The 21,876-nt window shown below is 72.9% G+C and carries 21 protein-coding genes; 10 read left to right on the plus strand and 11 right to left on the minus strand.

Annotated elements, in window-relative coordinates; translation table 11 throughout:
- The first annotated feature begins 167 nt into the window (after positions 1-167).
- The 5 genes from ACGFN2_RS25015 (at position 168) to ACGFN2_RS25035 (ending at position 6,016) form a co-directional block, all read left to right on the plus strand.
- Positions 168-1,583, plus strand: coding sequence for an ABC transporter substrate-binding protein (locus tag ACGFN2_RS25015; protein ID WP_393364046.1), 1,416 nt, complete (start codon positions 168-170; stop codon positions 1,581-1,583).
- Positions 1,564-2,547: a carbohydrate ABC transporter permease gene (locus tag ACGFN2_RS25020; RefSeq protein WP_393364049.1), complete on the plus strand. Its 984-nt coding sequence runs from the start codon at positions 1,564-1,566 to the stop codon at positions 2,545-2,547. The genes ACGFN2_RS25015 and ACGFN2_RS25020 overlap by 20 nt, the downstream gene beginning before the upstream one ends.
- Positions 2,544-3,419 carry a carbohydrate ABC transporter permease gene (locus tag ACGFN2_RS25025; protein WP_393364052.1) on the plus strand — a complete coding sequence of 292 codons (876 nt, stop codon included), beginning with the start codon at positions 2,544-2,546 and terminating at the stop codon, positions 3,417-3,419. The genes ACGFN2_RS25020 and ACGFN2_RS25025 overlap by 4 nt, the downstream gene beginning before the upstream one ends.
- On the plus strand, positions 3,416-4,408 hold the full coding sequence (locus ACGFN2_RS25030) for a zinc-dependent alcohol dehydrogenase family protein (protein ID WP_393364055.1): 993 nt from the start codon (positions 3,416-3,418) through the stop codon (positions 4,406-4,408). The genes ACGFN2_RS25025 and ACGFN2_RS25030 overlap by 4 nt, the downstream gene beginning before the upstream one ends.
- A 132-nt stretch (positions 4,409-4,540) precedes the next feature.
- Positions 4,541-6,016: a membrane-associated oxidoreductase gene (locus ACGFN2_RS25035; protein ID WP_393364058.1), complete on the plus strand. Its 1,476-nt coding sequence runs from the start codon at positions 4,541-4,543 to the stop codon at positions 6,014-6,016.
- Positions 6,017-6,043: 27 nt separating this feature from the next.
- On the opposite strand, the gene ACGFN2_RS25040 is transcribed toward ACGFN2_RS25035, so the two are convergent.
- The 5 genes from ACGFN2_RS25040 to ACGFN2_RS25060 all read right to left on the minus strand — a co-directional run bounded on the left by ACGFN2_RS25040 (position 6,044) and on the right by ACGFN2_RS25060 (position 11,719).
- Positions 6,044-7,057 (minus strand): winged helix-turn-helix domain-containing protein, encoded by a 1,014-nt coding sequence (locus ACGFN2_RS25040; RefSeq protein WP_362603486.1) that lies wholly within the window; start codon positions 7,055-7,057, stop codon positions 6,044-6,046.
- A gap of 165 nt (positions 7,058-7,222) precedes the next feature.
- Positions 7,223-7,696, minus strand: a complete 474-nt coding sequence (locus tag ACGFN2_RS25045) for an NUDIX domain-containing protein (protein ID WP_393364062.1) — start codon at positions 7,694-7,696, stop codon at positions 7,223-7,225.
- A 5-nt stretch (positions 7,697-7,701) separates the two neighbouring features.
- Positions 7,702-9,249 carry an ATP-dependent DNA ligase gene (locus ACGFN2_RS25050; protein WP_393364065.1) on the minus strand — a complete coding sequence of 516 codons (1,548 nt, stop codon included), beginning with the start codon at positions 9,247-9,249 and terminating at the stop codon, positions 7,702-7,704.
- 72 nt (positions 9,250-9,321) lie between these two features.
- Positions 9,322-10,719: an FAD-binding oxidoreductase gene (locus tag ACGFN2_RS25055; protein ID WP_393364068.1), complete on the minus strand. Its 1,398-nt coding sequence runs from the start codon at positions 10,717-10,719 to the stop codon at positions 9,322-9,324.
- A 10-nt stretch (positions 10,720-10,729) separates the two neighbouring features.
- The gene (locus ACGFN2_RS25060) at positions 10,730-11,719 is read right to left on the minus strand and encodes an antibiotic biosynthesis monooxygenase (RefSeq protein WP_393364071.1); all 990 of its coding nucleotides are present in this window, start codon (positions 11,717-11,719) and stop codon (positions 10,730-10,732) included.
- Between the two features lie 75 nt (positions 11,720-11,794).
- Between ACGFN2_RS25060 and ACGFN2_RS25065 the strand changes: the two genes are divergently transcribed.
- Positions 11,795-12,382 carry a nucleoside deaminase gene (locus ACGFN2_RS25065; RefSeq protein ID WP_393364073.1) on the plus strand — a complete coding sequence of 196 codons (588 nt, stop codon included), beginning with the start codon at positions 11,795-11,797 and terminating at the stop codon, positions 12,380-12,382.
- A 112-nt stretch (positions 12,383-12,494) separates the two neighbouring features.
- On the opposite strand, the gene ACGFN2_RS25070 is transcribed toward ACGFN2_RS25065, so the two are convergent.
- Positions 12,495-13,571, minus strand: coding sequence for a hypothetical protein (locus ACGFN2_RS25070; protein WP_393364076.1), 1,077 nt, complete (start codon positions 13,569-13,571; stop codon positions 12,495-12,497).
- Between the two features lie 251 nt (positions 13,572-13,822).
- On the opposite strand from ACGFN2_RS25070, the gene ACGFN2_RS25075 reads away from it, so the two are divergent.
- Together ACGFN2_RS25075 and ACGFN2_RS25080 are read left to right on the plus strand one after the other, a co-directional pair.
- Positions 13,823-14,530, plus strand: a complete 708-nt coding sequence (locus ACGFN2_RS25075; protein ID WP_393364078.1) for a histone deacetylase — start codon at positions 13,823-13,825, stop codon at positions 14,528-14,530.
- 119 nt (positions 14,531-14,649) lie between these two features.
- Entirely contained in the window at positions 14,650-15,231 is a 582-nt protein-coding gene (locus ACGFN2_RS25080; RefSeq protein ID WP_393364081.1) for a dihydrofolate reductase family protein, read from the plus strand.
- 24 nt (positions 15,232-15,255) lie between these two features.
- Here ACGFN2_RS25080 and ACGFN2_RS25085 read toward each other — a convergent pair whose 3' ends face one another.
- Complete coding sequence (locus ACGFN2_RS25085; protein ID WP_393364084.1) at positions 15,256-16,080, minus strand: HAD-IIA family hydrolase; 825 nt, start codon at positions 16,078-16,080, stop codon at positions 15,256-15,258.
- A gap of 146 nt (positions 16,081-16,226) precedes the next feature.
- Between ACGFN2_RS25085 and ACGFN2_RS25090 the strand changes: the two genes are divergently transcribed.
- The gene (locus ACGFN2_RS25090) at positions 16,227-17,552 is read left to right on the plus strand and encodes a phosphoribosyltransferase family protein (RefSeq protein WP_393364087.1); all 1,326 of its coding nucleotides are present in this window, start codon (positions 16,227-16,229) and stop codon (positions 17,550-17,552) included.
- Positions 17,553-17,636: 84 nt separating this feature from the next.
- On the opposite strand, the gene ACGFN2_RS25095 is transcribed toward ACGFN2_RS25090, so the two are convergent.
- Positions 17,637-17,960 carry a putative quinol monooxygenase gene (locus ACGFN2_RS25095; RefSeq protein WP_362603506.1) on the minus strand — a complete coding sequence of 108 codons (324 nt, stop codon included), beginning with the start codon at positions 17,958-17,960 and terminating at the stop codon, positions 17,637-17,639.
- 42 nt (positions 17,961-18,002) lie between these two features.
- The gene (locus ACGFN2_RS25100; protein ID WP_393364091.1) at positions 18,003-18,833 is read right to left on the minus strand and encodes a hypothetical protein; all 831 of its coding nucleotides are present in this window, start codon (positions 18,831-18,833) and stop codon (positions 18,003-18,005) included.
- A gap of 182 nt (positions 18,834-19,015) precedes the next feature.
- Here ACGFN2_RS25100 and ACGFN2_RS25105 point away from each other — a divergent pair, with 182 nt between their 5' ends.
- Entirely contained in the window at positions 19,016-20,242 is a 1,227-nt protein-coding gene (locus tag ACGFN2_RS25105; RefSeq protein WP_393364094.1) for a serine hydrolase domain-containing protein, read from the plus strand.
- A gap of 112 nt (positions 20,243-20,354) precedes the next feature.
- Here the strand turns inward: ACGFN2_RS25105 and ACGFN2_RS25110 are convergent, their stop codons facing one another.
- Positions 20,355-20,432: a 50S ribosomal protein bL37 gene (locus ACGFN2_RS25110; protein ID WP_370454205.1), complete on the minus strand. Its 78-nt coding sequence runs from the start codon at positions 20,430-20,432 to the stop codon at positions 20,355-20,357.
- 173 nt (positions 20,433-20,605) lie between these two features.
- Positions 20,606-21,817 (minus strand): 4-hydroxybenzoate 3-monooxygenase, encoded by a 1,212-nt coding sequence (locus ACGFN2_RS25115; RefSeq protein WP_393364097.1) that lies wholly within the window; start codon positions 21,815-21,817, stop codon positions 20,606-20,608.
- Between the last annotated feature and the right edge of the window lie 59 nt (positions 21,818-21,876).

The following is a 21,876-nucleotide window of genomic DNA, read 5'->3' on the forward strand; positions in this document are numbered from 1 at the left end:
CGCGGCCGGGGCCGCCGGACGACCGGCCCCGCACCGCGGCACCACATCCCCCACAGCAGACCGCCGAAGGCCGGGCCCGCACCGCCGGCCGTCGGACGGTTCCCCGGCGTACCCGCGAGACGGCGCCGTACGCCCCGGAACCGCCGCTTGTGCGGCATTCGCCGGACATGCACGCCCCCCTTGTCCCCAGAAAGGTACGAGCCGTGAGAGCACGACCCCCCGGACCAGGCCGCGGCGGCCGCTCCGCAGCGCTGACCGCCCTCGCCGTGGCCCTCGCGCTGTCCACCGCCGGCTGTTACCGCGGCGCCGGCGACGCGGGCAACGAGAGCCGCGACAGCATCAATGTCCTGATGGTCAACAACCCGCAGATGGTGGATCTGCAGCGGCTCACCGCCGAGCACTTCACCAAGGAGACCGGCATCAAGGTCAACTTCACCGTGCTGCCGGAGGACGACCTGCGCGACAAGATGAGCCAGGACTTCTCCAGCCAGGCCGGGCAGTACGACGTGGCGAGCGTCAGCAACTACGAGACGCCGATCTACGCCCGCAACGGCTGGCTGGCCGAGCTGGGCTCCCGTGCCGCCGAGGACCGCGAGTTCGACCAGGACGACATCCTCGCGCCGGTCCGCTCCTCCCTCACGGCCGCCGACGGCAAGGTCTACGCGGAGCCCTTCTACGGCGAGTCCTCGTTCCTGATGTACCGCAAGGACCTGCTCCAGCAGGCCGGGCTGACCATGCCCGCCCGGCCCACCTGGCACCAGGTGGCCGCCCTGGCCGCGAAGTTGGACGGGTTCCGGAAGGGCATGAAGGGGATCTGTCTGCGCGGCCAGCCGGGCTGGGGGCAGCTGGGCGCCCCGCTGACGACCGTGGTGAACACCTTCGGGGGGACCTGGTTCACCAAGGACTGGAAACAGCAGGTCGACAGCCCGGAGTTCACCCGGGCCACCCGGTTCTACGTGGACCTGGTCCGCAGGCACGGGGAGGCGGGCGCCCCGCAGGCCGGCTACACCGAGTGCCTCAACGACATGCAGCAGGGCAAGGTCGCCATGTGGTACGACGCGACGGCCGGCGCCGGTTCGCTGGAGAGCGCCGACTCCAAGGTCGCGGGCAAGGTCGGCTACGCACCGGCACCGGTGGAGCGGACCCGGGACGCGGGCTGGCTCTACACCTGGGCGTGGGGCGTGCAGAAGGCCAGTACGCACCAGGAAGCGGCCTGGAAGTTCATCCGCTGGGCCTCCGGCAAGGGCTACGAGCGGCTGGTGGGCCGCGAGCTGGGCTGGTCGAGGGTGCCCGGCGGGAAGCGGGCCTCCCTCTACCGCGACCCGGCCTACGTCAAGGCGTCCGGGGCGTTCGCCGGACCGACCGAGCGGGCCATCCGCTCGGCCCGGCCGGACGACCCCGGCGTACAGCGGCGCCCGGCCCCCGGCATCCAGTTCCTCGGCATTCCCGAGTTCGCCGACCTGGGCACCAAGGTCTCCCACGAGATCAGCTCGGCCATCGCCGGGAAGCAGAGCGTGTCCGAAGCCCTGAGGAACAGCCGGCGACCGGCGCAGGAGGTGTCCGATGCCTATACCGACCACTGAGCCGGCCCCCGCGGCCGAGGTGACCGCCACACCCCGCGGTGGCGGCCCCGCGGCCCGCGCCCGCCGCTCCGAACGGGCGAGGAACTGGGCCCGCCGCGCCCCGCTGCTTCCCGCACTGGTCTTCCTGATCATCGTCACCCAGCTCCCGTTCGTGGCGACCGTGGTGATCTCCTTCACCCGCTGGAACGCCCTGGCCCCCGAGAACCGCGGCTTCGCCGCCCTCGACAACTACCGGGCCGTCTTCACCGATCCCGCGATGCGCGCCTCGGTGGGCACGACGGTGCTGCTGACGGTCACCGTGGTGCTGGTCAGCCTGCTGCTCGGGCTGGTTCTGGCGCTGCTGCTCGACCGGGGCTTCCGCGGCCGCGGCATCGTCCGCACGCTGCTCATCACGCCGTTCCTGGTCGTCCCCGTCGCCTCCGCGCTGTTGTGGAAGCACGCGCTGTACAACGCCTCGTACGGGCTGCTCAACGGCTCGCTGACCTGGATCTGGCGGCTGTTCGGCAGCGACGACCCGCCGCAGCCGGACTGGATGACCGACTCCCCGCTGGCCGCGGTGGAGGTGTCGCTGATCTGGCAGTGGACGCCGTTCATGATGCTGATCCTGCTGGCCGGACTCCAGAGCCGGGCCACCGACGCCATCGAGGCGGCCCGGATGGACGGCGCCTCCGCCTTCGACATCTTCCGCTATCTGACCCTGCCGCACCTGCGCCGCTACCTCGAACTGGCCGCGCTGCTGGGCACGGTGTACGTGGTGCAGAACTTCGACGCGGTGTTCACCATCACGTCCGGCGGCCTGGGCACGGCCAACCTGCCGTACACCATCTACCAGACCTTCTATCAGGCCCATGACTACGGACGGGCGTCCGCACAGGGCGTCGTCGTGGTGCTGTGCTCGCTGCTGGTGGCGACCTTCGCGCTGCGCACCGTCTCGTCCCTGCTGCGCGAGGAGGTCACGAAATGAACCGCGCTCCCCTGGCCCCGCGCCGCCCCGGTTCCCCCGCCGCCCGGCGCCGGCGCCGCACCGGCACCCTGCTGGGCCTGACGGCCTGGCTGTGCGGGATCGGCTTCTTCCTGCCCGTCGCCTGGATGGTGCTGACGTCCTTCCACAGCGAGACGGACGCGGCGACCAACCCGCCGAGCGTCGGCGCCGGGCTGAGCCTGCACGGCTACCGCGAGTTCTTCGGCGCGGGCAGCGGCGTCAGCCCCTGGCCGCCGCTGGTCAACTCGCTGACCGCGTCCGTCGTCTCCACCCTGCTGGTGCTGCTGCTGGCGGTGCCCGCCGCCTACGCCCTCGCCATCAAGCCGGTGCGCAAGTGGAGCGATGTCCTCTTCTTCTTCCTGTCCACCAAGATGCTGCCGCTGGTGGCCGGGCTGCTGCCGGTCTACCTCGTCGCGCAGAACACCGGGATGCTCGACAGCATCTGGCTGCTGGTGCTGCTCTACACCTCGATGAACCTGCCGATCGCGGTGTGGATGATGCGTTCGTTCCTCGCCGAGGTCCCGGTGGAGATGCTGGAGGCCGCCTCGATCGACGGGGCGGGGCTGACGACCACGCTGACCCGGATCGTGGCGCCGGTCGCCATGCCGGGCATCGCGGCCACCGCCCTGATCTCCTTCATCTTCAGCTGGAACGAGCTGCTGTTCGCCCGGGTCCTGACCGGCATCGTGGCCGGTACCTCGCCGGTGTTCCTGACCGGACTCGTGACCAGCCAGGGCCTGTTCCTGGCCAAGGTGTGCGCCGCCGCCACCGTCATCTCCCTCCCGGTGATCGTCGCCGGGTTCGCCGCCCAGGACAAACTCGTCCAGGGCCTGTCGCTTGGAGCCGTGAAATGAAAGCCGCAGTGATCAGCGCCCCCGGCACGGTCGAGGTCACCACCGTCGACGACCCGGCGCCCGGCCCCCGCGAGGTCGTGGTCTCGGTCGCCGCCTGCGGGCTGTGCGGCACCGATCTGCACATCCTCCAGGGCGAGTTCGCGCCCACCCTGCCGGTCGTGCCGGGCCACGAGTTCGCCGGTACGGTCGTGGCGACCGGCAGCGCCGTCACCGAACTCACCGAGGGCGACCGGGTGGCCGTCGACCCGTCCCTCTACTGCTTCGAGTGCCACTACTGCCGCATCGGCCGCAACAACCTCTGTGAGCGCTGGGCCGCCATCGGCGTGACCACGGCGGGCGGCGCCGCCGAGTTCGCCGTGGCCCCCGTCGGGAACTGCGTCAAGCTGCCCGATCACATCCGCACCGAGGACGCGGCGCTGATCGAGCCGCTCTCCTGCGCCGTACGCGGCTACGACATCCTGCGCTCCCAGCAGCTGGGCACCCGGGTGCTCATCTACGGCTCCGGCACCATGGGCCTGATGATGCTCGAACTCGCCAAGCGCACCGGCGCGGCCGGGGTCGACGTCGTCGACATCAACCCGCAGCGGCTGGCTACCGCCCGCACCCTGGGCTGCAGCAACGCGGCCGGTTCCGCCGACGAGCTGGACCGCCCGCGCGGCTGGGACGTGGTGATCGACGCCACCGGCAACGAACGCGCCATCCAGGACGCCCTGGGACGGGTCGGCAGGGGCGGCACCTTCCTCCAGTTCGGCGTCGCCGACTACGCGGCGCGCGCCACCATCGAGCCCTACCGCATCTACAACCAGGAGATCACCATCACCGGCTCGATGGCCGTCCTGCACAGCTACGAACGCGCCGCGGAACTCTTCGCGGCGGGCGCCCTGGACCCGGAGGTCTTCATCAGCGACCGGCTCCCGCTGGACCGGTACGCGGAGGCACTGGGCCGCTTCCGGGCCGGCGAGGGGCGGAAGATCCTCGTACGGCCATGAGCGCGGCCCGGGGCGGTCCTCGGCGGACCGCCCCGGCGCGCGGCTCCGGCGAGGGGCGCGGGAGCCCGAAGCAGCCCTGGCCTCCCGGTTCTTGGTTGACAGTACATACACCCGCGCGACAGCATCCGGCCGGTGGAGATCACCGAGCTGACCCCGGCGGAACACCGCGTCTGGCAGGCCTTCCCCCTCGGCGAGGGCGTCGACTTCCGGGCGGACGCCGGCGAAGACCCCGCCGACGGCGCCGGCTGGGGCCCCGAGCGGACCGTGCGCGCCGCGGTGCTCCGGGTGCTGCTGCTCAACGGGCCGTCACGGGACGGCGAGATAGCGGGCCTGAAGCTGTGGGGCGCCCGTATCACCGGGGAGCTGAACCTCAAGTACGGCGAGGTCGCGCACCCGGTGCGGCTGCGGTCCTGCTACTTCGAGGAGACGCCGGAGCTGTACGGCGCGCAGCTGCGCATCCTGGCGCTGAACGACTCGGTCCTGCCGGGGCTCACGGCCGGACACCTCCACGTCGACGGCGTGCTGCGCCTGACCTGTTGCCGTGTCAAGGGGCCGGTGCGGCTGGCCGGGGCGCAGATCTCCGGTGCGGTCTTCGCGAACGGGGCCCACTTCGGTGATCCGGCCCGCGCGGAGCCGCCCGGGGAACCCGTTCTCCAGCTGAACCACGCCGGCATCGGCACCGACCTCTGGGCGCCCGGCCTGGTCACCCACGGCGAGATCCGCCTGAACGGCGCCACCGTCGGCGGTCAGGTCACGCTCGACGACGCACGGCTCACCGCCCCCGGCGGTCACGCGCTGGAGGCCCAGACGCTCGGCGTCGGCACCGACGTGCACGCGATGCGGCTGCGGGCGCACGGCCGGGTCGACCTGCGCGGTGCCCGGATCGGTGGCCAGCTCAACTTCGCCTACGCCGCCCTCGCCAACCCGGGCGGGGTCGCGTTACGCGTCAGCAGCTGTGTCGCGGGCGAGATGTGGCTGCGCGAGGCGCAGCCCGTGGTGGGCACGGTCAATCTGCGCCGCGCCCAGTTCGACGTGCTGTACGTCCCGCCGGAGGTCTGGCCGGACGAGGTCAAGCTCGACCGGCTCACCTATGGCTCGCTGCTCCCGCACCTCCCCGCCGAGGAACGGCTGCCGGTGCTGGAGCGCGAGCGCGCGGGCTATGTGTCGTACTCGTACGAGCAGCTCGCCGGCGCCTACCGCACGGCCGGGGACGAAGCCGCCGCCCGCACCGTCCTGTTGGCCAAGCTCCGCCGCCACCGCCGCACCCTGCCCTGGTACGCCAAGGTCTGGGGTCACCTTCAGGACGCCACGGTGGGCTACGGCTTCCGTCCGATGCGCGCCGCCGGCTGGCTGCTGGCCCTGTTGCTCGTCGGTGCCCTCGCCTTCGCCCTGCACCCGCCGCGCCCGCTGAAGACCGACGAGGCTCCCGACTTCAACCCGTTCTTCTACACCCTCGACCTGCTGATGCCGATCATCGGTTTCGGGCAGGAGGGGGCCTTCGCGCCGCGGGGGTGGTACCAGTGGCTCTCGTATCTGCTGGTCGTCACGGGCTGGACGCTGGCCACGACGATCGCGACGGGCATCACCCGCTCCCTGGCCCGCCAGTAGCGGAGTCCCCCGCCGCCCCGGGACCTCTCAGTGCGGCAGGCGGACGGGGGCGAGTTCGCCGTGCAGCAGGGCCGTGCCGAGCGGGGTGAGGGCGTGGACGACCGAGCCCCCGTCGCGGCGGCTGCGGGCCAGGTTGGCCTCGCGCAGGGCGCTCACGTGCTCGCTGGCGGAGGGGGCGGAGACCCGTAGGCGGCGGGCCAGTTCGCCGGTGGTGGTCGGCGCGTCGAGCGCGGCGAGGATGCGGGCGCGGGTGCGGCCCAGGAGGGTGGACAGCGCCTGCGGATGACAGCTGCGGGTGGCGGCCGGCGCCCAGGCGGTGGAGTGTTCCACGGGGTAGACCAGGACCGGCGGCAGTGCGGGGTCGGCGAGGGCGATGGGTCTGCCCCAGCAGAAGTGCGAGGGGATCAGCCGCAGTCCCCGGCCGCCCAGCCGCAGATCGCGGTCCTGGGGATAGTCGACGTGCAGCACCGGAGGCTCCCAACGGAGCGCGGGGCGGAGGCTGTTGAGCAGGGCGTCGACCCCGTTCCGGCAGAGGATGCGGGCACGGGTGCCGCGGTCGGAGTCGACCGTGGCGGCCGCCTCCGTCCAGTCGGGCGCGATCACCGCGCGGTGCACCTCCCGGAACGCGCGGGCCAGTTCGTCGAGCGGCTCCCGGCTCCCGGCGGTCAGCGCGGCGGTCCAGCGCGGGAGCCGGTCCGGCAGCGCGGCCCGCGCGGACTCCGCCGTCAGCCGGACCGGGGAGGTGTCCCGCAGCGCCGCGAGACCGGCGGCCAGCCCGTCGCGGGCCGCGTCGGGGGTGAGGAAGTCCGGGAAGTAGCGGGCGTCGGCCGGGGCCAGCGCACTGATCAGCCGGGCGGCGCGGGTCAGCCCCCGGGCGTCCAGTTCGCTGCGGGCCCGGGCGCACCAGGCGCCGTACACCGGCACTCCGCGCCCGGCGGTCGCGACGTGGTGCAGGGCGAGCACCGTCTCCCAGAGCGGATCGGGTTCGGCGGCTATCTGTACCCGTGCGAGATCCCGGTCCTCGAAGTGCAGACGTAACATGCGGCCCCCGCGGCATGCTCATGACCCTGTCGCCAGGGCCCCCGTTCGGGGCCGGGTCGAACGGCCCCGCCGCCAGACTGCCGGTGCGGAACGGAGGTGTCCAGGGCGGCCGGTGGCACGTCGCCTGCGCGGGTGGTGAAGCCGGGGAGCGCGCGGCGCCCGCGGTCAGTCCGCGGCGGCGAGCCGCTCCGCCAGCCGCTCCAGGAACACCCGCTGCCCCGCCACCAGCCGTTCCCGTGCCTCGTGCGGCGCGAACCAGGCCACCCGGTCGATCTCCGGGAAGGTGCCGCGCATCCCGGACCCGCGCGGCCACTCCATCTCGAAGGTGCCGGGCACCACCCGCTCCGGGTCGAGGTCGCTCTCGACGGCCCAGACGGTGACCACCTTGCCGCTCGCCTGCCGCGCCTCGCCCAGCGGGAGACACGACCCCTCCGGCGGCAGCAGGCCCAGCTCCTCCTCGAACTCCCGCCGGGCCGCGTCCCATGCCTCCTCCGGCGGTACGTACTCGCCCTTGGGCACCGACCACGCCGCCGCGTCCCGCCGCTCCCACAACGGCCCGCCCATGTGTGCCAGCAGCACCTCGACTCCGGCCGGCGTGCTCCGGTACAGCAGCAGTCCGGCGCTGCGCTTCCCGGCCACGGCGGCTACGCCGCCCCGCCGTCGTGCGCGGTGAGCACCGTCTCGACGGTGTCCGCCTCGGCCGCCGTCTTGTCCTCCCGGTAGCGCACCACCCGTGCGAAGCGCAGGGTCACCCCCGCCGGGTAGCGCGAGGAGGTCTGCAGCCCGTCGTAGGCGATCTCGACGACGAGTTCCGGACGCACCGTCACGACATGGCCGTCGTCCGCCACCGCGAGTTCCCTGAGCCGCTCGGTCTGCCAGCCGAGGGTGGCGTCGGTGAGGCCCTTGAAGGTCTTGCCCAGCATGACGAAGCCGCCGTCCGCCGCCCGCGCGCCGAGGTGGAGGTTGGACAGCTTCCCGGTGCGGCGGCCGTGTCCCCACTCGGCGGCCAGCACCACCAGGTCCAGGGTGTGCACGGGTTTGACCTTCAGCCAGGCGGCGCCGCGGCGGCCCGCGCTGTAGGGGGCGTCCAGCGCCTTGACCACCACGCCCTCGTGGCCCCGGCGCAGCGTCTCGGCCCAGAACTCCTGCACGGCGGCGCGGGCAGCCGGGTCGGCCGGGTCGGCGACCACCCGGCGGCGCACCCGCAGCGGTTCGGGAACCAGCCGGGCCAGCTCCGCGTGCCGCTGCTCGCCGGAGAGTTCGAGCAGGTCCCGGCCGTCGACCGCGAGCAGGTCGAAGAAGACCGGGGACAGCGGCAGCGCGGCCCGCGCGGCGGAGACGTCCACCCGCGAGCCGAACCGTCCCGCGACCCGCTGGAACGGCACCGGCCGGCCCCTACCGTCCAGGGCGATGACCTCGCCGTCGAGGATGAAGCGGGTGGCCGGCAGGTCCCGGGCGACCGCGGTGACCTCGGGCAGCCGGTCGGTGACCTCGTCCAGGGTGCGGGTGTGGATGCGGACGTCCGGTCCGTCGCGGTGCACCTGGACGCGGATGCCGTCGAGCTTCTCCTCCACGGCGCAGGCGCCGAGCCGGTCGACGGCCTCGGCGACCGACGCGGCGCTGTGGGCGAGCATCGGCCCGACGGGCCGGCCGACGGTGAGCCGGAACTCCGCGAGCGCCGGCGCTCCCCCGGCGAGCAGGGCCCGCGCCACGTCCGGCAGCGATCCCGCCAGCATCACGGCCCGCCGTACGTCCGCCGGGGGCACCCCGGTCGCGGCGGCGAGCCCCTCGGCCGCGAGGGCGTCCAGCGCGCCCTGCCGTACCTCGCCGGTGAGCAGGCCGGTCAGGAACCGCTGTTCCTCCGCCGTCGCCGCGGCCAGCAGCTCCCGGACGCGGCGGCGCCGCTCCCCCTGCGCCCCGGCTCCGGAGACGCGTGCCAAGGCGGTCAGCGCGGCGTCGACGTCACGGACGGTCAGCGTGGCGGCGCCGGCGGGCGGCACCGGCTCGCGCAGCACGCTCCAGCCGACCCCGATCCGCCCCTGGGGCAGCCGCCCGGCGAGGTAGGGGATGACCACCGGGACGTCCTCCGGCGCCGCGGCCCGGAACAGCCCGGCCAGCAGCGCAGTCTTCCGCGAACGCGCCGATGTCGCGGCGACCTCCCCCGACACCTGTGCGAGTTGCGCCAGCAGCATAGGGCCATGGTGCCCCCGTGGCACGGTTCCCGCTCCCCCGAGCGGGCGGGAACCGTGCCGCGTCCCGTCCCGTCACGGGGCGAGGTACGAGTGGAAGAGGTTTTCCGGGTCCCACTGGGCCTTGATCTCCTGCAGCCGGTCCCAGGTGGCGGGGGTGTAGGAGCGCCGGGCCCGTGCGGCACCGGCCTCCAGGTCCGTCTCGGCGATGTAGTGGCCGCCGTCGTCCCGCGGGTCCGCCGCGGCCATGGCGTCCCGCAGCCAGCGGGCGTTGGCCCGGTCGTCGGCGGGGTCGTCCCAGACGGCGTAGCACACGAGGTAGGAGGCGCCGAGCGGGGCGAAGGCCATGTTCCGCAGCAGCGCGGGCTCCTGGGAGACGGGCTGGACGGGCGAGAGCACCAGGGACTTCCCGGAGGGGGCGTGGGCGACCGCGTCGGCGATCCGGGTCAGCTGGGTGGTGTGGCTCTCCGGCGACCACAGGGTGTCCGCCGCGTACCGGTGCGCGGGGGGCCAGATCGCTGCCGCGCCCTCGTGCAGCCCGGCGAACGACACCGGGGCGGGCAGCCGCCGGCTGACGGCGCACTCCCCGAAGGGGCAGTCGGCGAACGGCTCCAGCGCCCGGCGGGCCTCCCGTTCCGTCGCGGCGAACGCGGTGGCACCGACCGTGATCCGGGGCCCGCGCCCGGCACCGGCGGCCGGCGGACCGGAGGCCGCGAGGACGAAGGCCGTCTCGACGTACGGCGGGAGGCGGCGCGCGAGCGGCTCCGCCCAGTCCGTCACCCGGGCCACATCGGCCGACGGGAAGGTGAGGGAGGTGGTCATGACCGAGGCGGGGTGGGGGTGCAGGGCGAGGCGGAAGCCGGTGACGGCGGCGCAGAAGCCCGGTCCGGCGCCCCGGGCGGCCCAGAAGAGGTCAGGGTGCTCGGTGTCGCTGCAGGTGACCGTCCGCCCGTCGGCCGTGACGGCCCGGATCTCCCGTACGTCGGCGCAGGACGCGCCCCAGGCGCGGGAGTTCCAGCCGAGGCCGCCGCTGAGCAGGAATCCGCCGACCGCCACCGTGGGGCAGTGGCCGACGGGGAAGGCGAGGTCGTGCGGGGTGAGGGCGGCGACCAGGTCTTGGCCGGTGACGGCGGGGCCCACCGTGGCGGTCGCCGGTTCGGTGCCGTGCGCGGGGGTGACGGCGCACTGCCGGAGCCCGGCGAGGTCGAGCAGCAGGCCCCCGTCGCGGAGGGGGGAGCCGGACCAGTTGTGCCCGCCGGAGCGGATCGCGACCCGCAGTCCCCGGGCACGGGCCCAGGTGACGGTGTGCACCACGTCCGCCTCCGTGGCAGCCCGCGCCAGGAACGCGGGGAACCGCCGGGGCGTGACCTCGTTCCACACCGCGCCGGTCCGGGTGTCCTCGTAGCCGGGGTCGTCCCGCCGGATCAGCGTGCCCTCGGCGTCCGCCGCCGCTCCCGGTGCCCGTGGGCGCATCACGGCCTCCTCAGAAGATCTGACCGGTGATCAGGCCGAAGACACCGATGAACACCGCGTAGCAGAACACCACCAGGGCGGTCCCCAGCACCTGCGTCCGGCGGGTGCGGACCCGGGCGGGCACCAGCCAGAAGGCGAGCAGCCGGTTCACCGTGGGCATCAGCAGCCAGGTCAGCGCGCTGACGCTGAGCACGTTGGAGAGGAACAGGCCGATGTACTCGCGGATGTCGAGCTTCTCCAGGCCGTATCCGACGGTGAGGTTGAGCACCATCACCGTCGGATAGAGCGCCAGCAGAACGGCCATCGCCTGTTTCCAGTTGGGCGGGGCGCTCCGGTCCTCGCCGTGGTCGAACCGGAACCAGCCGCTGAACGAGGAGCCGACCTTGCGCACGTCGTAGGAGGTGAAGTACTTGCTCCCCTCCTCCAACAGCGTGGTGCGGACGTCGGAGGCGAGCCAGTCGTCGAGGTACGCCCGCGTCTCGAACCGGAAGACGACGACCCAGTTGCTCTGCACACCCGCCACCGGCTCGAAGAGTTCGGAGCCCATGAAGCCGGGTGCCTTCTCCTGCTCCCGGAGCGTCTTCTCCTGCCAGTTCAGGAATCCCTGTTCACAGCCCGGCTTGACCTCGTGGGAGATCACGGCCGTGACCACCTCGGGAGCCAGTTGCCGGGCGGGGCTGCCGCCCTGGAGCACCTCCTGCGTGGGGGACCCCTCGAACAGTCCGCGCGCTTCGTCCAGCAACGCGTGGCGTACGTCCGAATCCAGCCAGGCGGTCAGGTAATCCATGGCGGAAAAGCGGAATACGGTCACCCATTCATTGGGTTCACCAGCGCCGGGCGGATATACCTCGGCGCCCACAAAACCCTCGAATTCGCGGGCTGCCTGATTCGTTCTTTCCTGCCAGTGCTGGTACTCGTCGGCCCGGCCCTCGTGCACCTTCTGCGAGGTCACGACGGTGGCGTTGACGGCCGTGGAGCCACGGCTTGCACGGGCACTCACATCGAGTAGCCTAGTACATAAGGGAATTACGGGGCAAATTGGGCATCTTTATCCATCCGTTCCGCAGAGGAATCCATGCCGATCGGAGAGTCCGTGATGGAAGACAAAGAACTCCTCGCAGAGGCCGTACGGCTGGCCACGGAATCCGTGGAGAACGGCTGGGGCGGCCCGTTCGGCGCGGTGCTCACGCGCAACGGGGACATCGTCGCCCGTGGACAGAACCGCGTGCTGCTGACCGGCGACCCCACCGCGCACGCCGAGGTGGAGACGATCCGGAAAGCCATCCAGGTCCTCAACCCCGAGGCGCCGTCCATCGCCGTGGAGCACCAGAACGAGAGCACGCTCGAATACGTCCCCCGGCCCGAGGGGTCACCGGACCCGGTGGCGGAGCGCGCCCGGATGCTCCAGGGATGCTCGATCTACATCAGCGGCGCGCCCTGCCCGATGTGCATGAGCGCCATCTACTGGTCGCGGATCGACGCGGTGTACTACAGCTGCGACCTGGCGGACACCGCGCGGATCGGCTTCGACGACACGTTCCAGTACGAGGACTTCCAGCGGCCCCTCGACGAGCGGCGGATCAAGATCGCACAGATCTACCCCGAGCTGGGCGCCACCGCCTACGCGGCATGGACCAACCGGCCCGACAAGCACCCGTACTGACGGAGCATCACCGGCCGCCGCGCGCACCGCGGGCGGACCGGTGACCGTCGTGCGGCGGGCCGCCGCCCCGCCCGGCGCCCGAGCCGTCCGGACCCGAAGCGCTCCGGGCGGCTCACTCGTACATCACGTACTCCGGCTGCGGACGGAGGGCCAGCACCTCCTTCGGCGTCATGAGGCGGCTGCCCTCGGCGTCCTCCTCGTAGAAGAGCTTGAAACCGGTGTGCAGGCCGTCGGGCAGGTCGTCGACCAGCTCGTGCCAGGTGCCGCGCTTGAGGCCGGGCGAGCCGATGCCGTCGGCGCTCTTGATCAGCGCGACCCCGGGCTGCGGGCGGAGCGCCGACTGCTTGCCCACGACGGACGTGGCGACCTGGTGGAAGACCAGCGGCTTCTCGGGCAGGTCGTGCTTCTCGACCAGCCCGGACAGATAGCGGGCGACCTTCGTCAGTTCATGGCCGTCGGTGTGCCCGTAGGTGTCGCCCGGCACCTCGTCGGGGCCCATCTCCCACTCCGGGTCGAGGGCGATGCCCACGTCCGGGTGCACGAGCCAGTCGCGCAGCGCCTTGACCTCGTCGAGCACCGGGGCCCGGCCCGGCTGGATGTTCAGCAGCAGCAGCCCGCGGCGCTCGCGCGCCACCCGGTGGAAGCGGCGGATGGTGGCGGCAGGCGTCCGTGAGCGGTAGGTGCCGTCCGCACCCGCCGAGGAGTTGGCGACCGTCGCCAGGAGTTCGAGCACCGGCAGCGGCTCCCGCCCCGCGGCGTAGGAGTGGGCCACCTTCTCCGCTTCGGCGGCCCGTTTCACGGGGTCGCCGGTCCCGAGCCGGCCGAGCGCCGCGGCGCCGGGCAGACCGCAGAACCCGACCAGCCGGTAGTGCGGGAACAGCTCCCGTCCGCCCCGCGGGAGTTCGGGACGGCGCCGCTTCTTCGGGCGGCCGGAGGATGCGGAGCCGGACGGGTCCGGAGCGCCGGTCCCGGCCGAAGCGGAGTCCCCCGGCTTGCCGGGCGGGGAGGCCCGGGACGCGGAACCGGCCCCCGAGGACGTGCCCCCGCAGGCCGTGAGCAGCCCCAGTCCGGCCGCCGTCGTGGCCGCGAGCAGCTGACGCCGGCTCGCCTGCGCCCGGGGTGCGGGCCGCACGGGGCGGCTGCCCGCCGCCCCGGCCCCGGATATCTCCGCGTCGGTACGTGCTGCCACCTGGTCCGCCACACTGCCTCCGTCCCCCGGCGGCCGGCCGTCGGCCGGGCACCGGTTGTTGAGCGGACCGGTCCGCTCCGGTCCGTGCAGTGCGCATCTCCAGCCCCTCCGCGGCAAAACCCGCGGTGGTCACGATCAAGCCAGGTTGGTCCAGGGGGTTTGGGGCGTCCGCTCCCCGTCCTGTCGCCCGGACCGGGCAGCGGCCCTGCCGGACGTACGCGGCCGCGGGCCGGTCCGCGTAGCGTGAAGGGGTGAGCAGGCTCCGACGCCCCGAAGCCCTGGACAGCTCCCCGGACGCCGTCCGGCGCCGCACCCCCGGCCGCCGGCTGTGGTACGCCGCCTACGGCTCCAACATGCATCTCGACCGGCTGACCGCCTACCTGGAGGGCGGCCGGCCGCCCGGAGGGCTGCGCGACCACCCGGGCTGCCGGGATGCCCGTGCCCCGGCGCGTACGGTCCCGGTCATGCTGCCGGGCCGGCTCTACTTCGCGACCGAGTCGGAGGTGTGGACCGGCGGCCGGGCCTTCTACGACCCCGACGCGGCACCCGACGCCCGCTCGGGGAGCGGTGAACTGCCGTCCTGTGCCTACCTTCTGACGCTCTCTCAGTTCTCTGACATCGCCGCTCAGGAGATGCACCGGGAGCCCGGCGAGGACCTCGATCTGACGGAGGCCCTCACCCGCGGCCGGTCCCGGCTGGGGCCCGGGCGGTACGAGACGCTGGTGTGCGCCGGACTGCTCGACGGCCACCCGGTACTGACCTTCACCGCCCCGTGGAGCAGCGCGGACGTCCCCGGGAACCCGCCGTCCGCGGCCTATCTGCGGCATATCGGGGCCGGCATCGTTGCCTGCCACGGGTGGAGCGCCCGTCAGGCCGCCGTCTATCTCGCCGGCTGTCCGGGGGCCGACGGCCACTGGACGGCGGCGGAGATCGCGGCGCTGCTCACCGGCCCGTCCTGAGGTGCCGGCGAGCGCCCGGCGCGCCGTACGGGCGCGTACCGGCGGCCGCCGTGACCGCCAGGCACACTGGGGCCCTCCGGCCGGTGCCGGCCGGCCCGATGACTTCGGTGAGGTCCGCGATGAGAAAGATCGTTCTGTCGTTGTCGCTGTCCGTCGACGGCTTCTTCGAGGGCCCGGACCGCGAGATCGACTGGCATCTGGTCGACGACGAGCTGCACCAGTACTTCAACGACTGGCTCCGGACGGCGGGCGCCTTCCTGACCGGACGGGTCAGCCATGAGCTGATGGCCGGATTCTGGCCCACCGCCGACGCCGACCCCGCGTGCAACCGGACGATGGCCGAGTTCGCCGGGATCTGGCGGGACATGCCCAAGTACGTGTTCTCCCGGACCCTGGAGGACGCCGGCGGCTACCACTCCACCCTCGTGCGGGAGGTCGTCCCCGAGGAGATCATGGCGCTCAAGGCGCAGCCGGGCGGCGATCTGGTGCTCGGCGGCCCCGACCTCGCCGAGACCTTCCGGCGGCACGATCTGATCGACGAGTACCGCCTCTTCGTCCATCCGGTCCTCATCGGGCGGGGCAGGCCCCTGTTCCGGACGGCGGACACCAGGACCGCCCTGGAACTCGCCGGGACCCGGACCTTCGGCAACGGCGTCGTCCTGCTCCACTACCGGCGCCCCGGGGCCGCCACCGCGGGGTGAGGGCCCGGGGCGCCGCTCCCCGGCTCACGGGGCGGGCGGCTCCGGCGCGCCGGGCAGACCGAGCAGGGCGGGCAGACCGGCGAAGGAATCGAGGACGTGGTCCGGGGTGCCGGTGGCCGCGCGATGGGTCTCCGGCAGATACTTGCCGGTCCTGACGAGCACGCCGGTCAGCCCGTGGCGCTGGGCCGCCAGCACATCCGACTCGATGTCGTCGCCCACCATCAGCGTGTCCGCCGCGGCGGCGCCCAGGTGCGCCAGGGCGGTGGCGAAGAACGCCCCGGCCGGTTTGCCGGTGACCACCGCCTCGACCCCGGCGGCGCGCTCCAGGCCCGGCAGGAAGGCCCCGGTGTCGAGGTCGAGCCCGTCCGCCGTGCGCCAGTACAGATTGCGGTGCATGGCGACCAGCCGGGCACCGCGCTGGAGATGGCGGAAGGCGGTGTTCAGGGCCCGGTAGCCGAACTCCTCGCCCGCACCGCCGAAGACCACCACGTCCGGCGCCTCCCGGCCCGCCGCGGCCGCCTCCTCCCCGACGAGCCGCACGCCCGCCAGGTCCGGCCGGACCTCGCCGCTGTTGATCAGCAGACAGCGCGCGTCCGGATGGTGTGCGCGCAGGTAGGCGGCGGTGGCGGCGGGCGCGGTCAGGATGTCCTCGACGCCGACGGGGAACCCCTCACCGGCCAGCCGCCCGGCGACCGCCTCGCGGGTCCGCGAGGTGGTGTTGGTGACCAGCAGCAGCGGGACGCCGGCCGCGCGCAGCCGCTCCATGGCGGCGACCGTGCCGGGCAGCGCCTTCCAGGACACGGTGAGCACCCCGTCGATATCGATCAGAACCGCTCCGATTCCTTTCATACGCCGACGGTAACCACGGCCGCCCTGGCCGGGCGGAGGGCCGGGCCCTGCCCGCGGTCCGACTTGCGCAGTCACCGGGGATGGGGTTACTTCGGAAGGGAGGTGTGAACGCAGCTTCCGTCTCCCCTGGCTAGGGGGTGCACACTGTGGTGTTCGCTGACCGCGCGGACGCGGGGCACCGCCTCGCCGAGTCGCTACGGCACCTGGCGGGGGAGGACCCCGTCGTGCTGGGCCTGCCCCGTGGCGGGGTACCGGTCGCTTTCCAGGTGGCGCGGGCGCTCAGGGCGCCGCTCGATGTGATCGTGGTCCGCAAGCTCGGCGTCCCCTACCAGCGCGAGCTGGGGTTCGGCGCCATCGGCGAGGGCGGCGTGCGGGTGATCAGCGACGACATCGTCCGCCGGGGCCGGCTCGCACAGGAGGATCTGGCCTCTGTGGAGCATGCCGAGGCGGCGGAACTCTCCCGTCAGGCCGAGCGCTTCCGTGCCGGGCGGCCGCGGCTCTCCCTGGAGGGCCGCACGGCGATCGTGGTGGACGACGGGATCGCCACCGGCGCCACCGCGGCGGCCGCATGCCAGGTCGTACGGGCACAGGGCGCGGCCCGGGTGGTGCTCGCCGTCCCCGTGGCGCCCCCGGACGCGGCCGAGCGGCTGCGCACCACGACCGATGAATTCGTCTGTCTCTCCACCCCGTTCGCCTTCTCGGCCGTCGGCGAGTGGTACCAGGACTTCTCCCAGACCCCCGACGACGAGGTGGTCTCGCTGCTGACGCAGGCCGCGGCGGGCCCCGGCCCGGAGGAGCCGGCGCCGGACGCGCCGGGCCCGGGGGCCGCGGCGGACCGGGACGTCGAGGAGGCGGTGGCGATCGACGCCGCCGGGGTGCGGCTGACCGGGGACCTCCTGCTGCCGGCGGGCGCCGGGGCGGTGGTGATGTTCGCGCACGGCTCGGGCAGCAGCCGCCACAGCCCCCGCAACCGGCTGGTCGCCACGGCGCTCAACAAGGCGGGCCTGGGCACCCTGCTCTTCGACCTGCTCACCCCGGCCGAGGAGGCCCACCGGTCGAACGTCTTCGACATCGCCACCCTCGCCGAGCGGCTGACGGACGCCACCGGCTGGCTGCGCGGCCGCACCCCCGTACCGATCGGCTACTTCGGCGCGAGCACCGGTGCCGCGGCGGCGCTGCGGGCCGCCGCGGCACCCGGCGCGGACGTCGGTGCCGTCGTCTCCCGCGGCGGCCGCCCCGACCTGGCCGAACCGCTGCTGCACGCGGTGCGGGCGCCGACGCTGCTCATCGTGGGCGGCAACGACACCCTGGTCCTCGACCTCAACCAGCAGGCCGAGGCGGCGATGCGCTGCGAGACCCGCCTCGACGTCGTTCCCGGGGCCACCCATCTCTTCGAGGAGCACGGCGCACTCCAGCAGGTCGCCGACCTCGCCCGGGACTGGTTCGCCGGCCATTTGCTGAAGGAGGCGTAGCGGGCCCCGCGCGCACGCTGCGGCTGCCGCCGAGGGGCCCTTGGCCGCTGGCCGTCAATGCCCTTTCCTTCGAAGGCGACCCGGTCAGTCGATGGTGATCTCGCCCATCTTGCTCCAGCCGTCCGCACCCTCGATGGTGGTGCTCACGATGTCGGGGGTGCGGCGCAGCAGCGGGCGCATCCGCTCGATCCCGGCGCGGAAGTGGTCGGAATTGACATGCGCTTCGGCGGCGTCGTCCTTGAATGCCTCGACCAGGACAAAGGTGTTCGGGTCCTCGATACTGCGGGACCATTCGAACCACAGGTTGCCGGGCTCGGCGCGGGTGGCTTCGGTGAAGGACGCCACCTGCCGAGGCCACTCCTCGGCGTGTTCGGGCTTTACGGGAAACTTGACGACGATAAAGATCATCCGGCGATTCTAGATCACGGGTCACCCGGCGCGGCGAACCCCTCAGCCGGATACGTCGGCGTCGACCTCGGCCTCTTTGGGGCGCGACAGGGATTTGACGAGCACCACCCCCAGCACGATCAGCGCCACCCCCAGCCACACCGGCCCGGCACCGGCGACGAGCACCGCGATGCCCACCGGGGTCAGATAGCCCGCCAGCGGGATGAGCATGCTGCTCAGCGGGGGTTCGGGCGGGCCGGGCAGGTTCTTCTCCCGCAGGGAACGGGCCCGTACGACGTCCGGGTACCACTCGGTGAACTGCAAGGCCGCGATGATGGCTGCGATTTGGATGATCCAGCCGGTCCACGCGTTATTGGGATTGTGCAGCACGAGATCACCGAAGGCGCCCGCGATCGCCGCCACCGCGAATGCGGCGCCCCACGCGGCCGTGATGTAGTAATTGGTCCGCAGGAATCGGGGATCGCTCCAGACCTCGCGGGGCACCCGTTCCCGCGCGTATTGCAGGGTGAAGGGCACCCGGAACGCCATGGACCCGAGGGCGATCGTCATCAGCGCGATACTCGCGACCTCCCCCGCATAGGTCTCCAGCCAGCGGTGTGTGCCCGGAGAGGCGAAAATGCCGATGACCGCCAGCACCGCGAAGAACACCACATCGGCGATCTCCAGAATTTTGAACGAGGTCCCGGGATGGCGTACGCGGCCGATGATGACGAGCAGGACGGCGAGGGCCAGGGCTATTCCCACGGCCAGCTCGAAGCGGCCCGGCCCGACGATGACCGACATCGCGATCCAGGGCGACATTCCGATGACGGGGCTGTCGAGGAAGTGCGACAACCGGTCACCGTCGGCGGTGTCCGTCCGGCCGTGTGACATGGCAACAGCCCCTCCTGGGAGGCGAAACTCCCTTCCACGCTAAACCGCCGTCCGGGCTCCCTCTACTCGGGCGCCGCCGCACGCGGCACCGGGCGGGTCAGGGGCGGGGTAGGGGGTGTTTCCGGGGCGGGTCGGGGAAATCCCTGACGCCCGCGCGGCGCGCCTCCGCGAAGCTGTGCGACATGAGCCTTTCTCCCTTGTCCCGCAGGGCAGTTGTGGGGGCCGCCCTGTCCGGAGCGGTGGTCGCCGCGACGGCGGGCCCGGCCCGCGCGGTGCCCCGCGCCGCTTCCCGCCCGGCCGCGGTCCCGTCACCGGGCGGCGGTCCCGCCCGTCGGGTGCCGCCCGCCGCCGCCCCCGTCCCTCCGCTACAGGTGCCCGCGCTGCGGGCCGCCCTCGCCGATCTGGAGCACCCCGAGCTGATCGCCGCCCAGCTGCGGGTGAGCGGCTCGGCCGGGCGGTGGTACGGCACCTCGGGCGTCGCCGACCGGGTCACCGGCCGCGCGGTCCAGGAGCGGGACACCTTCCGGATCGGCAGCATCACCAAGGTCTTCGTGGCGACGGTGGTGCTGCAGCTCGCCGCCGAGCGGCGGCTGTCACCGGAGACGCCGGTGCAGCGTCTGCTGCCCGGTGTGCTGCCGGCGAGGTTCCCGCCGATCACGGTGTCACAGCTGCTGAACCACACCAGCGGACTCCCCGACGAGCAGGCCCCGCCCTACGACCCGTCCTCCCCGGAGGCCATCGCGCGGCACCGCTACGACCGGTGGACCCCCGAGCAGCTGGTGGCGCGGGTGTCGCACGGCCCCATGAAGTTCACCCCCGGCACCAAGCAGCAGTACCGCGGCATCAATTACGTCCTGCTGGCGCTGCTGATCGAGCGGCTGACGGGGCGCCGCTACGGCGAGGTGATCGGCCGCCGCCTCCTGCGCCCGCTGGGCCTGCGGCACACCCGTGTGCCCGGCGACGACCCACGCGTCCACGGTCCGCATGTCCACGGCTATCTGCGGATGACGGACGGATCGCTGCTGGACATCACCGAGTTCCATCCGTCGGCCTCCTGGGGAGAGGGCGAGATGATCTCCCACACCGGCGATCTGGACCGCTTCCTCACCGCCCTGTTCTCGGGCGAGCTGCTGCCGCCGCGGGAGCTGGCGCGGATGTTCACCCTGCCGCCGGACGAGGTGCGCATGGTGGACGGCGGCCCGGCGCGCTATGCCGCGGGCCTGCAGACCGTCACGGTGAACGGGCTCACCCTGTGGGGCAAGACCGGGGAGCAGTACGGCTATTGCTCGGCCCTGTTCGCCACCCGGGACCAACAGCGGCGCATCGTGCTGTCGTTCACCCCGACGCGGCGCGATGCCACCCAGTCGCAGGTCTCCCAGCGCATAGCGGAGGCAGCGACCAAGGCGTAGGGCACGTCCGCGTACCCCGGTGCACTACCGCTGTGGGCTCCGCGCGTCCGCTTGAGCACGGACGCGGGGAGCCCACAGAAACCCCATCGGCGAGGTCGGGTCCAGCCTTCGTTCAGGACTGGGGCCGCTTGCCGTGGTTGGCACCGTTCTTGCGACGGGCCTTCTTCTTACGACGGCGCTTCGATGACATACGTCTCCTTCCTCAGTGACTCAGCGATGCTTTTCGCCGAATTTCTACCACTTCTCAACGGTATCTCGCCCGGCGATCACGAGGCCGCGTACCCGGGGCCGTGGACTCCCACCCCACACCGCTGTGTGAGTCACCCCACGGAGGTGTCCTCCGCCCGGTCCGCGGCGGCGGCGTCACAGATCGGCTTCCTCGCCGAGGTACAGCCCGGCGAAGGCCTTCGCCGCGGACTCGGACCCCAGCAGCCGCCGCAGCCGGGCGCGGGCCGTACCGGCCTGGAAGCGGTCGCCGGAGGAGGCGCCGTGCAGCACGTCCGACAGCCACTGCGAGAACTCCAGGTACTGCCAGACCCGCCGCAGACAGGACTCCGAGTAGCCGGCCAGGCCGCTGTCGTCGTCGGCCCGGTAGTGCGCGACCAGCGCGTCACCGAGCAGCAGGGCGTCATTGATCGCGAGGTTCATGCCCTTCGCGGCGATCGGCGCGATCAGATGCGCCGCGTCTCCCGCCAGGTAGAGGCGGCCGCGCGCCATCGGCTCCACCACGTAGTTGTGCATGTCCAGGACCACCTTCTCGATCACCGGTCCCTCGGTCAGCGGCCGGGCGCCGTCGGCCGCGAGGCGGTGGTGCAGTTCTTCCCACACCCGGGTGTGGGACCAGTTCCGTGCGTCGTCGCCGGGCGGGACCTGGAGGTAGTAGCGGGTGACCTGGGGGCTGCGGGCCATCTGGGCACCGAAACCGCGCTCGTGGATGCCGAAGACCACACCGTCCGCGGACGGCGGTGCCTCGGCGAGGAGGGCGAGCCAGGCGACGCCGTGGTCATGGCGGGTGAGGACCGCCCCGCCGTCGGTGACGGCCGTCCGGCTCACTCCGCGGGCCCCGTCGCAGCCCGCGACGAAGTCGCACTCGACCCGGTGCCGGGCGCCGCTCACCGGGTCGGTGTACGACACCGCGGGCCGGTCGCCGTCGAGGTCGTGCAGCGCCACGTCCCGTACCCCGAAGCGGACCTCGCCGTTCGCCCCGTCCACGTACGAGGCGACGAGGTCGGTGACCAACAGCGGCTGCGGATAGACGAAGTGGCGGCGGCCCGACAGCTCGCCGGTCCGTACCGTGTGCCGCTCCCCGTCGAAGCGGAACTCGAACTCGCCCTGTGTGGCGGCCCGTTCGAGCAGCCGGTCGGCCAGCCCGCGCCGGGCCAGCGCGCGCACCGCCCACTCCTCCAGGAACCCGGCGCGCGGCCGCTGCTCGATGAACTCCCTGCTCTCCGTTTCCAGCAGCACGCAGTCGACACCGGCGGTGCGCAGCAGGTTCGCCACGATGAGCCCGGCGGGACCGGCGCCGACGATGACGACGCGGGTGCGCGTGACGGGGAGAGGGGCGGTGGAGGACACGTCGCGAGGTTCCCTTCGGGGGCGAGGAAAGATCGCAGGCAGTATGGCGGTTGCCCCGG

Origin of the sequence: Streptomyces sp. NPDC048612 (genome assembly GCF_043199295.1) — a bacterium.
Taxonomy (GTDB): domain Bacteria; phylum Actinomycetota; class Actinomycetes; order Streptomycetales; family Streptomycetaceae; genus Streptomyces.